14 protein-coding genes are annotated in these 13,814 nt (G+C 40.2%); 11 read left to right on the top strand and 3 right to left on the bottom strand.

Going from position 1 to position 13,814, the window contains the following annotated elements:
* Positions 1–19: 19 nt before the first annotated feature.
* Entirely contained in the window at positions 20–643 is a 624-nt protein-coding gene (locus tag I6E70_RS14705) for a methylamine utilization protein (protein ID WP_165722790.1), read from the top strand.
* Positions 633–1,865: a hypothetical protein gene (locus tag I6E70_RS14700; protein ID WP_197189018.1), complete on the top strand. Its 1,233-nt coding sequence runs from the start codon at positions 633–635 to the stop codon at positions 1,863–1,865. The genes I6E70_RS14705 and I6E70_RS14700 overlap by 11 nt, the downstream gene beginning before the upstream one ends.
* Positions 1,866–2,090: 225 nt before the next feature.
* On the opposite strand, the gene speE is transcribed toward I6E70_RS14700, so the two are convergent.
* On the bottom strand, positions 2,091–2,954 hold the full coding sequence (gene speE / locus I6E70_RS14695; protein ID WP_024608074.1) for a polyamine aminopropyltransferase: 864 nt from the start codon (positions 2,952–2,954) through the stop codon (positions 2,091–2,093).
* A 198-nt stretch (positions 2,955–3,152) separates the two neighbouring features.
* Between speE and speA the strand changes: the two genes are divergently transcribed.
* Genes speA through I6E70_RS14675 form a run of 4 tightly spaced genes read left to right on the top strand, consistent with a single transcriptional unit; the run spans position 3,153 to position 8,174 of the window.
* Positions 3,153–5,033: a biosynthetic arginine decarboxylase gene (gene speA / locus I6E70_RS14690; protein ID WP_197189017.1), complete on the top strand. Its 1,881-nt coding sequence runs from the start codon at positions 3,153–3,155 to the stop codon at positions 5,031–5,033.
* 60 nt (positions 5,034–5,093) lie between these two features.
* Complete coding sequence (locus I6E70_RS14685) at positions 5,094–5,972, top strand: acyltransferase (protein ID WP_007584592.1); 879 nt, start codon at positions 5,094–5,096, stop codon at positions 5,970–5,972.
* A 25-nt stretch (positions 5,973–5,997) separates the two neighbouring features.
* Complete coding sequence (locus I6E70_RS14680; protein ID WP_165722788.1) at positions 5,998–6,918, top strand: acetyltransferase; 921 nt, start codon at positions 5,998–6,000, stop codon at positions 6,916–6,918.
* Positions 6,915–8,174 (top strand): mechanosensitive ion channel family protein, encoded by a 1,260-nt coding sequence (locus I6E70_RS14675; RefSeq protein WP_007584595.1) that lies wholly within the window; start codon positions 6,915–6,917, stop codon positions 8,172–8,174. The genes I6E70_RS14680 and I6E70_RS14675 overlap by 4 nt, the downstream gene beginning before the upstream one ends.
* Here I6E70_RS14675 and chrA read toward each other — a convergent pair.
* Positions 8,131–9,285 (bottom strand): chromate efflux transporter, encoded by a 1,155-nt coding sequence (chrA, locus tag I6E70_RS14670; protein ID WP_197189033.1) that lies wholly within the window; start codon positions 9,283–9,285, stop codon positions 8,131–8,133. The two genes, I6E70_RS14675 and chrA, sit on opposite strands and share 44 nt — an antisense overlap.
* Before the next feature lie 190 nt (positions 9,286–9,475).
* Here chrA and I6E70_RS14665 point away from each other — a divergent pair, with 190 nt between their 5' ends.
* Positions 9,476–10,108, top strand: a complete 633-nt coding sequence (locus I6E70_RS14665) for an OmpA family protein (protein WP_165722786.1) — start codon at positions 9,476–9,478, stop codon at positions 10,106–10,108.
* On the opposite strand, the gene I6E70_RS14660 is transcribed toward I6E70_RS14665, so the two are convergent.
* Complete coding sequence (locus I6E70_RS14660) at positions 10,109–11,887, bottom strand: ABC transporter transmembrane domain-containing protein (protein WP_197189016.1); 1,779 nt, start codon at positions 11,885–11,887, stop codon at positions 10,109–10,111. It abuts the gene before it with no gap.
* Between the two features lie 88 nt (positions 11,888–11,975).
* Between I6E70_RS14660 and I6E70_RS14655 the strand changes: the two genes are divergently transcribed.
* The 4 genes from I6E70_RS14655 (at position 11,976) to I6E70_RS14640 (ending at position 13,813) form a co-directional block, all read left to right on the top strand.
* Positions 11,976–12,374, top strand: coding sequence for a DUF3224 domain-containing protein (locus I6E70_RS14655; RefSeq protein WP_197189015.1), 399 nt, complete (start codon positions 11,976–11,978; stop codon positions 12,372–12,374).
* Between the two features lie 15 nt (positions 12,375–12,389).
* Positions 12,390–12,575 carry a hypothetical protein gene (locus tag I6E70_RS14650; protein ID WP_165726603.1) on the top strand — a complete coding sequence of 62 codons (186 nt, stop codon included), beginning with the start codon at positions 12,390–12,392 and terminating at the stop codon, positions 12,573–12,575.
* A gap of 8 nt (positions 12,576–12,583) precedes the next feature.
* On the top strand, positions 12,584–13,201 hold the full coding sequence (locus tag I6E70_RS14645) for a LysE family translocator (RefSeq protein ID WP_197189014.1): 618 nt from the start codon (positions 12,584–12,586) through the stop codon (positions 13,199–13,201).
* A 66-nt stretch (positions 13,202–13,267) separates the two neighbouring features.
* Positions 13,268–13,813, top strand: a complete 546-nt coding sequence (locus I6E70_RS14640) for a PH domain-containing protein (protein WP_197189013.1) — start codon at positions 13,268–13,270, stop codon at positions 13,811–13,813.
* The last annotated feature ends 1 nt before the right edge of the window (position 13,814 follow it).

The following is a 13,814-nucleotide window of genomic DNA, read 5'->3' as shown; positions in this document are numbered from 1 at the left end:
TGATAATAGCGACAAGAAAATGATAAAAAGCTTACTTTATGTATTTTTACTAAGTGTTAGTACTGGAGTTTTTGCAGCAAATATTACAATTAAAAATGCTAATAATGACCCATTACCTAATGCTGTTGTATGGCTAACTGCAGGAGACACCTCTAGCGTTATTCCTCCAGAAGCACCTTATGCGATGACCCAGAAAAATCGAGAATTTAAGCCGCGTATTTTAGTTGTCCCACAAAATGCAAAGGTAGAGTTTCCGAATGCGGACTCAATCATGCATCATGTTTATTCATTTTCTAAAGCCAAAACGTTCGAATTAAAGCTATATAAGGAGCACCCAAAAGCGCCCATTACTTTTGATCAAACGGGTGTTGTTGAGCTTGGCTGTAATATTCATGATTGGATGTTAGGTTATATTGTGGTGGTAGATAGTACTATTTTTGCAATCACTGATGAAAACGGGAATGTTGATTTAAATGCCAATGCAGGCGAATACACGTTAAGTGTTTGGCATTCTGGATTTAGTGATATTAGTAAGGTTGAATCTCAAACTATTACTGTGGCTACTAACCCGATCACTTATAAAGTAAAGCAGGAAATTGCGGAGCAAATTGACTTTGCTACGGATGAATTTGATGACTATTAATCGCTTAATGAGGCTGGCATTTTTAGCCGGTGCTTTATGTTTTAGTAATGCATTGTATGCACAAGTAAAAGGCTTGATACAAATTAGAGCCGTGCAGGGGGACGATATACGTAGCTTCCAAGAGGGCGGCCTTGGGCTATATCGGCACGATACTAAAAGCGACGAACTTATTTTATCCCAAGGTATTTTAGATTTTAATGTTGATTTAGCATCTAGTTGGTCGGCTCATGGGGTGTTAAATGCGAATCAAGATCCTGACGTTGGCCTTGGTTTTACGCAGGCTTATATAAAGTATCAGCCACTATCTAACAGCAACTATAAATGGCACATGCGCGTGGGGGGCTTTTACCCACTTATGTCGCTTGAAAACCCTGATATAGGGTGGACTTCTCCTTATAACTATACAAACTCAGCTATTAATAGCTGGATTGGCGAGGAAGTACGCACTGTTGGCGCAGAGGTAACTATTAAGCGCCCAGCAAAACGTTTTAACAGCGCTCATAGCTTTAGTTTTGTAGGTGCTACATTTAAAGGCAATGACCCTGCAGGTACTTTACTTGCGTGGCGTGGTTTTGCATTACACGATAGACAAACTACATTTAACGAAAGTGTTAAATTTGCGCCTATAGCGGCATTAAATGCATACGAATTACGTTGGCAGGCTAATCAGGTTTTACCGTTTGAAGAAGTAGACGGGCGTTTTGGCTATTACGCTGGCGTACATTGGGATTACTTAAAAAAATCACAATTTCGAATTTATTATTACAACAATAATGGCGACCCAACCACACTTAATATTAGTACGGGGCAGTATGCTTGGGATACTCGCTTTACAAGCGCCGCTTGGCTTTATAAGTTTAATAGTAAAACACGTTTAATAGCACAGGTACTTAATGGTAAAACTGAAATGGGCAGTAACGCATTAATTGATAATGCTTTTTATAGCCATTATTTAATGCTGAGCCATAAAGAAGGCAAACATCGAGTTTCAGTACGTTATGATTATTTTAAAGTTACTGACAACGACACAACCGCGTTTGACCCTAATGCAAGTAATGGGGAAGGCTTAACCGCAACATGGCGCTACCAGCTCACTAATAAACTACAAATAGGGGTTGAAGGTTCTGCACTTAAAAGTGTTGCAAAAAATAGAGAGCCAATTGGATTTAATGAACGAATCTCGCAGCAGCAAATAATGCTAAATGCGCAATGGCGTTTTTAAAAGTATAAAAAAGGGAGCATTTAAATGCTCCCTTTTTAGTTTAATAAAATTGGTATAGNTAGATTATACCAACCTGCATAAATCTTTGATCAATTTAACGAATTAAATTGCACTATAACGTCGTTAAAAATTTTTTATTTAGAACAACTAGATACAAAAATTTTTGCCTAGTTCTAGCGTAATTTTCTTAACGTTAAATAGACCCTATATATAAGCAGATTGGTATTATTTTTTATCGAATGCGCGTTTCATGTAGTTAGGTGTAGCGAGTGCACCATGGTGAATACCGTTGTTATAGTACTCGCTGTGCTGTGCAATATTTGCAGCAGCGTCTTCTCTAAAACCGTCAAATGCTTGTGATTTACGCGCAAGTGTTACTGACCATAAGCCGCTTGGGTAAATTGGTTGTGGGAATGGCAGTGTTTGTAAATCCTTAAAGCCTACGCTTAGCATTGCTTCGCGCATTTCAACTAATAATGGCATGTGCATAAGTGGCGATTCACTTTGTTGTACTAAAATACCACCTGGGCGCAGTGCATCTAAACAGCTTGTGTAAAACGCATGGTTAAATAAACCCTCACCTGGACCTACCGGATCTGTGCCATCAACAATCACTACGTCGATAGATTCGCCAGCGGCTTCGCGCATGTATTTAATACCGTCGTCAAACATAACCGTTGCACGGGCGTCGTTATTAGATTCACAAAGCTCTGGGAAGTATTTTAACGACATTTGCGTTACTACTTCGTCGATATCTATTTGCGTTACAGTTTCTACGCCTGGGTGTTTTAATACTTCGCGTAAAGTACCGCAGTCGCCGCCGCCAATAATAACGACGTTTTTAGGGTTTGGATGCGCTAAAAGTGCAGGGTGGCTGATCATCTCATGATAAAAGAAGTTTTCGCGGGTTGTTACCATAGTACACCCGTCGATGATCATTAAATTACCAAAGTCTGTGGTTTCAAACATTTCTACCTTTTGAAAAGGAGACTGTTTTTCATCTAACTTTTTATTAATACGTAATGAAAATGCGCTGCCATCGCGGTCGCTAATTTCAGTAAACCACTTACTTTGATCTAAATTTGCCATAGTTACTATTACACTTTTTAGGTTGAGTATGAAAAAGGGGCAATTCTGCCAGTGCTTGGCGTTTTGCTCAATGACATTTTAACTGATTTGACGAATAAAGTTAGTTAGGAGTGAGTGAAAGTTCAATTTTTGTTAGCCTAGTGGATAGTGACGTATTAAAATGCGCCTTTATACCTAATTGACTAAAGAAGAGTTGCCATGACCTGGGGTTTAGAAACAGCACGCGCCACTTATAACGTTGCTCATTGGAGTGATGGTTATTTTGATATTAACGCACAAGGCGAACTGGTGGCTTACCCAGATGGCGACCAAACAAAACCGGCCATTTCTTTAACGCAATTAACTGAGCAGTTTAAGCAACAAGGTTTAACGTTGCCGGTTTTAGTACGCTTTACCGATATTTTAAAAAATCGTGTAGACACCCTTACTAACGCGTTTACGCAAGCGCGAGCAAATCGTGAATATAGCGGTAAATACACCTGTGTTTACCCAATAAAAGTAAATCAGCAGCGCTCCGTAGTAAGTAAACTATTAGCGCATCCAAGCGGGCTTGTTGGCCTAGAAGCAGGCTCAAAGCCAGAACTTATGGCTATTTTGGGCGTAGCAAAAGAGCCAATCACTATTGTGTGTAACGGCTATAAAGACAGTGAGTTTTTACGCTTAGCATGTATTGGTCAAGCTATGGGCCACAGCGTAAAAATTGTGGTAGAGAAGCTTTCAGAACTGACCACACTACTTGAAGAAATAGACAACCTAGGCATTGAACCGGCTATTGGTATTCGCATTCGCCTAAACTCAGTAGGCAAAGGCAAGTGGCAAAACACGGGCGGCGAAAAAGGCAAGTTTGGTTTAACAGCAGGCCAAGTACTAAGTGCTGTTGAAGTGCTTAAAAAGCATAATAAACTGCACTTAATGCAAATGGTGCATTTTCATATTGGTTCTCAAATTGCCAACATTCGTGATATTCACCGTGCTTTACGTGAATGTGCACGCCACTTTGCTGAGCTTACACAATTAAACGTACCGTTAAATACCGTTGATGTGGGCGGCGGCTTAGGCGTTGATTACGAGGGCTCTGGCTCGCGTAGTGCGTGTTCAATGAATTACACCGTAGAAGAGTATGCGCGTAACGTAGTGAATGCATTTGCAGAAGTGTGCGATCAGCATAACCTTACGCATCCGGCCATTATCACCGAGTCGGGGCGTGCTTTAACTGCTCACCATGCGGTATTAATTACCGACGTAATTGACGTAGAAAAAGCGCCTAATCATTTAAATCCAGAGCCACCGCTTGAAAATAGCGCATTAGTGCTTGATGAAATGTGGCAGTGTTTACAGCGTTTGAACCCGCGTATGGCACTGGAGATTTATCACGACGCTATGCACTTATTTAGCGAAGCGCACGATCAGTACGTGCATGGCTTAGTAAGCATGCTAGAGTGGGCGAAAATAGAGCAGCTTTACTTTACTATTTTACATCGTGTGCGGGCATCACTTAGTAATAACGCGCGCGCGCACCGTGAAGTACTCGACGATTTAAACGAAAAACTTGCAGATAAACTGTTCGTTAACTTTTCATTATTTCAGTCGTTGCCTGATGTATGGGGTATTCAGCAGTTGTTTCCGGTGATGCCAATCGAAAATTTAACTCAGCCACTTACTCAGCGCGCGATTATTCAAGATATTACCTGCGATTCTGACGGGCAAATTCGTGAATACGTTGAAGGCGCAGGTATCGAAACCAGCCTACCAATACCAGAATATAAGCATGGCGAGCAATACCACATTGCTATGTTTATGGTAGGTGCATATCAAGAAATTTTAGGCGATTTACATAACCTATTTGGTGACACTGATTCAGTGCATGTAGAGCTTAACGATGAAGGTTATGTGTTAACCAATGCCATAAAAGGTGATAGCGTTAAGGATGTATTAAAGTTTGTTGACTATGATAGCGCCATTTTAGCTGACAACTTTGCGTACCAAGTTAATAAACTTGATGTATCGACGCAGTGTAAAGAAGGTTATTTAGCTGAGCTTAATGCAGGCCTTGAAGGCTATACCTATTTTGAAGATTAATTTGTAAGCAACTGAAAGCGCAGTATTAGTGGCTGCGCAATGTTTAAAGGAATGGAAGTAATGTCAGTTATTCGCAGTGTATTTAGTATTGTTTTTTACACAATAAACACACTTTTTTGGTTTGTGCCTATTTTTGTTTGTGGGCTTATAAAGCTTATCCCTATTAAGCCTCTACAAAAGCTTATGAGCTGGGCAGCTAAGCAATTTGCAACTATTTGGGTTACCTTTAATAGCTTAAATCAAGCGTTATTTACGCCAACTAAACTTAATGTAACTGGCCTTGAAGACCTTAAACTAAAAGATTGGTACCTAGTAATTGCAAATCACCAAAGCTGGGTCGATATTTTAGTATTGCAGCGCGTGTTTAACCGTAAAATTCCATTTTTAAACTTCTTTTTAAAGAAAGAGCTTATTTACGTGCCTATTTTAGGTTTGTGTTGGTGGGCGCTTGATTTTCCGTTTATGACTCGCACGAGTAAAAGCCAATTAAAAAAGAATCCAAAGCTGCGTGGCAAAGATTTAGAAACCACACGTAAAGCCTGCGAAAAATTTAAAGAGATGCCAGTAAGTGTGGTTAACTTTGTAGAAGGCACTCGTTTTACTACGCAAAAGCATGAGCGCCAAAATAGCCCGTTCCCACATTTATTAAAACCAAAAGCGGGCGGTATTGCTTTTGTAATGCAAGCAATGGGCGAGCAAATTACTAAAGTGGTTAACGTCACCATTCATTACCCAGATGGTATTCCTACTTTTATGGATTTTGCTGGTGGTAAGGTAAAAAATATCAACGTACACGTGGAAGTAAGGCCGGTAAGCGAAGAGCTTATTGGTGACTACACAGGTGATTCTGAATTTAGAGTTCGCTTTCAAAGCGAGTTAAACCGCTTATGGGAAAACAAAGAGCAAACACTACAATCGCTCGAAAAAAACCATAAGTAAAAGGTAAAAATATGAGCTTACAGTTATGCTAAAAAAGTGGTTACCAAATTGGCTTAACGGCTTAATTGTAGGCTGCGTATTGTTTTCTAATGTAATGCTTTTTGGCTCGCTAGTATTTGTACTGGGTCTTATTAAGTTATTACTGCCTTTGCCTGTGGTTAACTCTATATTACACAGCGCTTACCGAGGTTGGTGTAACGGCAACCGTTTAGGGCTTTGGTTAGGTTGCCCTAACATTGTGGTTGATATAAGTGGCGACTTAAACTCAAAAAGTTGGTATTTACTTATTTGTAACCACGCGAGTTGGTTAGATATAACTGTACTTAGCTCATTACATGCATTGCCTGCCCCTAAGTTCTTTTTAAAAGACGGGTTAAAATACATGCCTTTTATTGGCACTGGTGCGTGGGCTATGGGTATGCCGTTTATGAAACGGGTAAGCAAAGCGCAGCTTGCTAAAAATCCAAAGTTGAAAGGGTTGGATGTAGAGCGCACGAAGCGTAGCTGTCGTAATTTTCGTCATCATCCTACTACCATCATTAATTTTGTTGAAGGTACACGCTATACGCCAGCCAAACATAATCTGCAACAAAGTCCTTTTAAACATTTATTAAAGCCCAAAGCGGGCGGCATTGCTTTTGCGCTTGAAGTATTAGCCGATCAATTTGATGCCATGCTTAATACAAGTTTAGTATATAGCGGTAAGACAGATCACGTTTGTCGTAACTTGCTAAAAGGTGAGCTAGATTCTATTTATGTTTCAATAGACGTAACGCCCATTAATGACAATATGCAGGGCAGCTATCAAAGCGATGACGTATTTAAAGTTAATTTTCAACATTATGTGAATGAGCTATGGGTTGCTAAAGATCAGCAGCTTGCCGACATTTATGCTCAACAAGATTTACCTGAACCACAAATCAGTAAGGAAATTGAAACACTATGACCAACACCCATCTTCAGGAATTAATTGCTCCTTGGTTTGAAAAAGTACCCGACGCGGATTTTCTTAGCTCAATTACCGCAGTCTCAATAGGAATATTCTCTTTATTAATTGTTTACTTATTTACTCGTAGATTAATGTTACCTGGCATTCAAAAAATAGTGACGAGGCTTTCTCCTGAGCGAATTGGTGCGCTTTCTCCTATGCTTAATAAGCTAAATAAGCGTATTGCCGGAATGCTGTGCTGCGTATTGTTTTTAGCTACGTTTGATAGCGTATACCCAGTTAATGAAATTGCAGGAGAAATACTAAAAACGATAGGACAAGCTTTGCTTATTATTTATGCTGGTTTTATTTTTAGCAGTATTGTGAGCATTGCGGGTACTATTTATAACCAGTTAGAGTTTGCCCGCGAGGTCCCTATTCAGGGCTTAATTCAGGTTGTTAAGCTAATAACCTTTATTGTGTGTGCAATTTTAATTGTGAGCATTTTTCTTGAGAAGTCACCTACTTATATTCTCTCTGGCTTTGGTGCTATTGCTGCTGTTACGTTGTTAGTATTTAAAGACACTATTTTAGGCTTTGTAGCCAGTATTCAAATAGCAGCAAATCGCCTAGTAACCTATGGTGATTGGATTCAAGTAGAAAATTACGGCGCCGATGGCGAAGTAATTGATTTGGGTTTAAATACTGTAAAGGTACGTAACTGGGATAACACCATAACAACTATTCCAACTTATATGCTAGTTGCGGGTTCGTTTAAAAACTGGCGCGGGATGCAAGAGTCGGGCGGTAGACGTATTAAACGCTCACTCAATATTGATATGCACAGCATTTGTTTAGTGGGTGATGAGTTTAGAAAGCAAATCGATGCGGCTATTCCGCTGCACGACTATATTCGAGTGACGACATTACCTGCTCAGGTTTCTAATTTAGGGTTATTTCGTCGCTATGCGGAAGGCTATTTAAAGCAGCACAGTAAAATTAATACGTCGCTTACGTTAATGGTACGAGAGCTACAACCACTAAACCATGGTTTACCTATTGAGTTTTATTGCTTTAGTGAAGACAAACGCTGGATTTCGTACGAGCATTTACAAGCCGAAATAATGGACCATTTACTTGCGGTATTACCCGTGTTTGGGCTTAGAGCGTATCAAAGTGTAAGTGGGCAATTAAGCCCACCGAGTGAGCAACAAACAGATAAGCCAACATTTAGAGTGATGGCAAATAGTGTTGTAAAAGACCCACAGCAATAAATAAAGCTAAGAGCCACCAAATAGGTGGCTTTTTAAATCGCAGCCATGCAAATGTAATTATTACTAACGCAACTTGCCAAAGGTTATGCACCGCTGATGTCCAAATTGGCGAATACAGTGCAGCCGCTAAAAAACCGACTACCGCGGCATTAAGCGCTGCTATTGAGCTTGCAAAGCGTGGCTTACTTGCCAAGTTAATCCAGCTCTTCTGAAATGCCAAAATAAGTAAAAAACCAGGCATAAATATAAGCAGTGTAGCTATAAGAGCACCCACTAAAGGTTGTTCTGTAGTAAGTTGTGCGCCTAAGTAAGTAGCAATAGTAAACATAGGCCCAGGCACTGCTTGTGCACTCGCGTAAGCACTTAAAAACTGATCATCACTCAATGCTGGCACGCCAGCTTGAAGTACCGGCAGTACTACGTGTCCGCCGCCAAACACCATTGCACCCGCTTGGTAAAAAGGGGTAAACAAATCAAACTTATGCCCTAGTGGAATAAAGCTAACACCAAGTAAGATCGCAAATAACCCCAGTGCAATCCAGTTAATATTACTTTTTGTACTGCTAACATTTTCTGTGGCTGTACCCAGTTTTAATAAAGGCCATATAGCACCTATTGTTGCAGCGGTTATTAAAATAGCGATTTGAGTACCCATCATTGGAAATAACACCAAAGCAAGCGTACTCATTACAGCAAGTAACTTAAGCGCAGCACTTGTACAAAAGCTTTTAGCCATACTAAGTGTTGCATCAGCAACTATAACAACGGCAAATAACTTTAAGCCCGCAATAATAGCAAAGTAAACAGCGTCAAACTGATGAGCACTCACCGCAAGTAGCACCATTATTAAAAACGAAGGCAGAGTAAAACCTACAAAGGCAGCTATACCGCCCAGTACTCCAGCACGCTCAACACCAATAGCAAAACTAACTTGGCTAGAGCCCGGCCCAGGCAGTGCTTGGCTTAAACTAATAAGTTGTGCGTAACGCGTGTTAGTTAACCAATTTAACGAGTCTACAAAGTGGCGTTTAAAATAACCTAAATGCGCAGCAGGGCCGCCAAAGCTCATACACCCTAGTAAAAAAAACTGTCTAAAAATAGCAATTAACATTGCGCCAATATCCTTTGTAAAATTCATTAAATTGTCACAGCGTAGTATGACATTTTTATTAAAATGGCACATTAGTTTGAGGTCTGTTTAACAATCAAGCAAGATGCGTTGCTTTTAACACTCTCTTCATAGTTTGTTCATACATGTATTTGCATACTCTTGCTAAATTCTTAATGAATAGGGTATCACCATGACTTTAACTAAATCACTTTTAAGCGTAACCGTAGTAGCTGTATTACTTTCTGGTTGTGAAATGAATAACACAGGTAAAGGAGCCGCTATAGGCGCCGCAGCCGGAGGTGTATTAGGTAAGGCTACGGGTAATCATAAAGATAAACGTATTTTTATTGGTGCAGCTATTGGTGCACTGGCGGGCGCTGCTGTTGGCGACTACATGGATAAGCAAGAAGAAGCATTTCGTGATGAGTTAGCGGGTTCAGGTGTTGAAGTAGTGCGTGAAGGCGATAACTTACGTTTAGTAATGCCATCAAACATTACGTTTGCGACTGCTCAGTCTTATATTTCATCAGGCTTTAACGATACGTTAGATGCGATTGCTAAAGTAATGAACAAGTACGAAAAAACCTACCTTAGTGTGCAAGGGCATACTGACAGTACGGGTAAAGATAGCTTCAACATGAACCTATCGCGTGAACGCGCACAAAGTGTGAAAGACTACTTAGTGAACCAACAAATTATGGCTACACGTGTTAGCACTATGGGCTATGGCGAAACACGCCCAATTGCAACTAATGATAGTGCAAATGGCCGTGCTCAAAACCGTCGCGTAGAAATTCAGATAGTGCCAAATACCGAAGAATAATTAGTCTTTATTGAACTGTAATTCACACAGTTTTTGATACAACGGGTTACTTGCTAACAACTCTTGGTGAGTACCCGTTGCTATGATTTCCCCATTTTCCATTACTACAATTACATCTGCATGTTTTACCGTTGCCAGCCTATGGGCAATAATTAACGTTGTTCTGTTTTGCATTAAATGCTCAAGTGCAGCTTGCACATGGTGTTCGCTTTGCGCATCCAGCGCGCTGGTGGCTTCATCAAGAAGAAGTATTTCAGGGTCTTTTAATATGGCACGTGCAAGCACAATACGCTGCTTTTGCCCACCCGATAACCTCACACCCTGCTCACCTAAAAAGCTGTTATAACCTTGCGGTAACTGTTTGATAAATTCATCGGCATGCGCATACTTTGCTGCGGCATATACTTGCTCATCGGTTGCACTTGGGTTGCCGTAGCGGATGTTATGCATTACGTCGGAGCTAAATAAAATAGGGTTTTGCGCTACCATGCCCATTTTATTACGCAGAGTATTAAGCGATAAATCTTTAATGTTTACATCTTTAAATTTAATAGCTCCGCTAGCCGGATCGTAAAAGCGTTGTAGTAATTCAAATAACGTTGTTTTACCTGCGCCAGAAGGGCCAACAATTGCCACGGTTTGGCCTTGATTTATATTTAGGCTTATTTTATTAAGCGCACTCACGTCTGGACGAGAAGGATAGTTAAAGCTTATATTTTCAAGTGTAATAGCAGGGCTGTTAATGTTTTGCAGTAAGCTATCGTCTTGTGGATCTAGCGGGTTTTCTATCTCACTTTTAACAGCAAGTAACTCAAGTAACCTTGCCGCAGCACCAGCTGCACGTTGTAGTTCACCATATACTTCAGCAACGGTTGCCACCGACATTGCAACCATAATAGCGTAAAACACAAACGCACCTAACTCGCCGCCGCTCATGGTGCCTGCAAGTACATCGTTGCCACCTACCCATAGCATAGCGCTAATGGCACTAAAGGTTAAAAAAATCACTACAGCTATTAAAAATGAACGTTGCTTAATGCGTTTTTTAGCCACGTTAAAGGCTTTTTCGGTCTCAAGCGCAAAAGCATATTGCTCTTGTTCCTCATGGCTATAGCTTTGCACTACTTTAATATTTTGTATGATTTCTCCGGCATAGGTACTTATGTCGGCAATGGCATCTTGGCTAGAGCTTGCTAGTTTACGTACCTTGCGACCAAATATCATCATAGGAACAAGTACCAGCGGTACACAGGCTACAACCACTAAGGTAAGTTTTAAATTAGTAAACAACAGCATAGCTAAGCCACCAATCAACATAAGTACACTGCGCAGTGCCATAGAAAATGATGAGCCGATAATTGATTGCAGTAATGTGGTGTCGGTGGTTAAACGCGACATAAGTTCGCCACTGCGGTTTTCTTCAAAGTAGCTAGGGTGTAGCGTTACAATGCGATTAAACACTGCTTTTCTAATATCGTTACTGACCCGTTCGCCAATCCACGACATTAAATAAAAACGGCTAAAGGTACCGATCGCTAATAAGCTGATTAAGCCAATGAGTACCAGTACAGCTTGTTGTAATTGATCTTTGGAGCCTGCAATAAACCCATGATCAATAACAAACTTAACCCCCTGACCTAGTGATAAGTTAACACCCGCAGTGACCAATAGCGCGGCTAGCGCAGCTACTACCATCCATTTGTAAGGTTTTATAAAAGCAAAAACAGGTAATAAACTGCTAAAAGCGGCTTTTTCGGATGCAGAGGTGTTTTTTGACATAGTAGATTCTTTTTAAAGGTTAAGGTATAGATATGGCATCATCGGATTAAAAATCAATAGTATTAAATATCATCAATAAGGAATTGTTATGACAACAAAAATAATAAGCGGTGAATTTACAGTGGCTTTAGCGCCTATTGAAGGTTATGCCAAAGGGCAGCAAGGTATTAACTTAGGACGTATGTCGATCGATAAAACATTTAAAGGTGACTTAAATGCTACAAGCCAAGGCGAGATGCTTAGCGCAATGACGCCAACCCAAGGCAGTGCGGGTTACGTGGCAATAGAGCAAGTGATAGGTGAGCTTGAAGGTAAGCAGGGCAGTTTTGTACTGCAACACTTTGGCACTATGAATAAAGGACAAGACAGCCTAATTTTAACTGTTATTCCTGATTCAGGCACAAATGAGCTAAAAGGATTAACTGGCAGTATGAAAATACGCATTGAGCAGGGCATTCACTATTACGACTTTGACTACCGCTTATAAAATGGATAACAAACAATGCAAAAAATAGTAGAATTTAAAAAGCGTGGTTTTTTTAGTAACGGCATTGATGTAGATGCTTTGAATGAGCGCATATACCACTTAAATCAAGAAGGTTGGAAAGTAATAAGTATAAATACCGCGACTGCTTTTCAAGGCCAAATAACGGCCTGTATATTATTAATAGAAAACGATGAACTATAAGGACAAAAATGACATTAGCAGCATGGTTTAGTTTAGTACTTGTATGCATGATGGGTGCAATGTCGCCAGGCCCAAGCCTTGCAGTTGTACTAAAGCATACAATGAGTGGCGGAATGAAAAACGGTATGCTTGCTGCACTTAGCCATGGCGTGGGTGTTGGGCTTTATGCGGCAGCTTCGTTACTTGGTTTGGGGACATTGATGGCTCAATTTCCAACGGTATACCAAGTGCTTGTATATTTGGGCGCTGGGTATCTAGCCTATTTAGGTTTAAAAATACTATTAGCAAAACCCAGTAATGACGAACTGCAAGTACAAAAAAGTGAGATAAGCGCAGCCAAAGCGTTGCAAGATGGATTTGCCATTGCGTTTTTAAACCCTAAATTGGCAATTTTCTTTTTAGCGTTGTTTTCGCAGTTTATAGACCCGCAAAACCTTACTTTAAGCATTGGTATTATTATGTGCTTAACGGTATTTGTAATTGATACCGGCTGGTATTTACTAGTTGCAGTACTTACTGAGGTTTCAAAAAACCGCTTTGGTTTTACTAAGCAAAACCTGTGGCTTGATAAAATACTGGGTGTTGTGTTTATTGCCCTTGCTATAAAAGTCGTTATTAGTTTGTAAGATTGAGTAGAGATTATTGAAGTTTGCAGAGTGTATTTTTAGTTATATAGATAAAGGATTAAAACAATGACAAAACATATTTTAAAAAGTGCATCTTTCGACCCGAAGGTTCAGCAATACTGGATGCTAATGGCCGCTTTTTTTAGTGTACTAGCGCTGGTGACTATTCCGTTGTTACCCATTGTTTTAGCGATTGTATGGCTGGTGGGCGGGCGAATACTCGCAGCTATGTCGGCTGACTTATTACCACAAAAATTGGTAGTTAAACGTGGCATATTATTTAAAGAAGAAAAATCTATTCCGCTTGAAAAAATAACAGATGTAGGGTTAAGCCAAGGGCCGCTCATGCGAATTTTTGGATTATATCGTTTAAGCTTTGAAACGGCAGGGCAGTCAGGAAATGGTGCTTTAGTGTCTTTGCTTGGTGTGGTTAATGCGAGTGAGTTTAGAGAGGCGATACTTGAGCAAAAAGATGTATTGGCTAATCAAGGTAAAACGTCGCAGCAGGCAACAGAGCAAAGTGAGAAAGAGCTACTGAGAGCACTTACTTATAGTGTTAAAAATATTGAGCAGATACTACTTGTTTTAGTTGATGAAAGGCAGCAAAAGTAAC

The organism is Pseudoalteromonas sp. NGC95 (genome assembly GCF_015864705.1).
Lineage (GTDB): Bacteria > Pseudomonadota > Gammaproteobacteria > Enterobacterales > Alteromonadaceae > Pseudoalteromonas > Pseudoalteromonas arctica.
The sequence above is the reverse complement of the archived record's forward strand: the minus strand, read 5'-3'. Positions and strand labels throughout refer to the sequence as shown.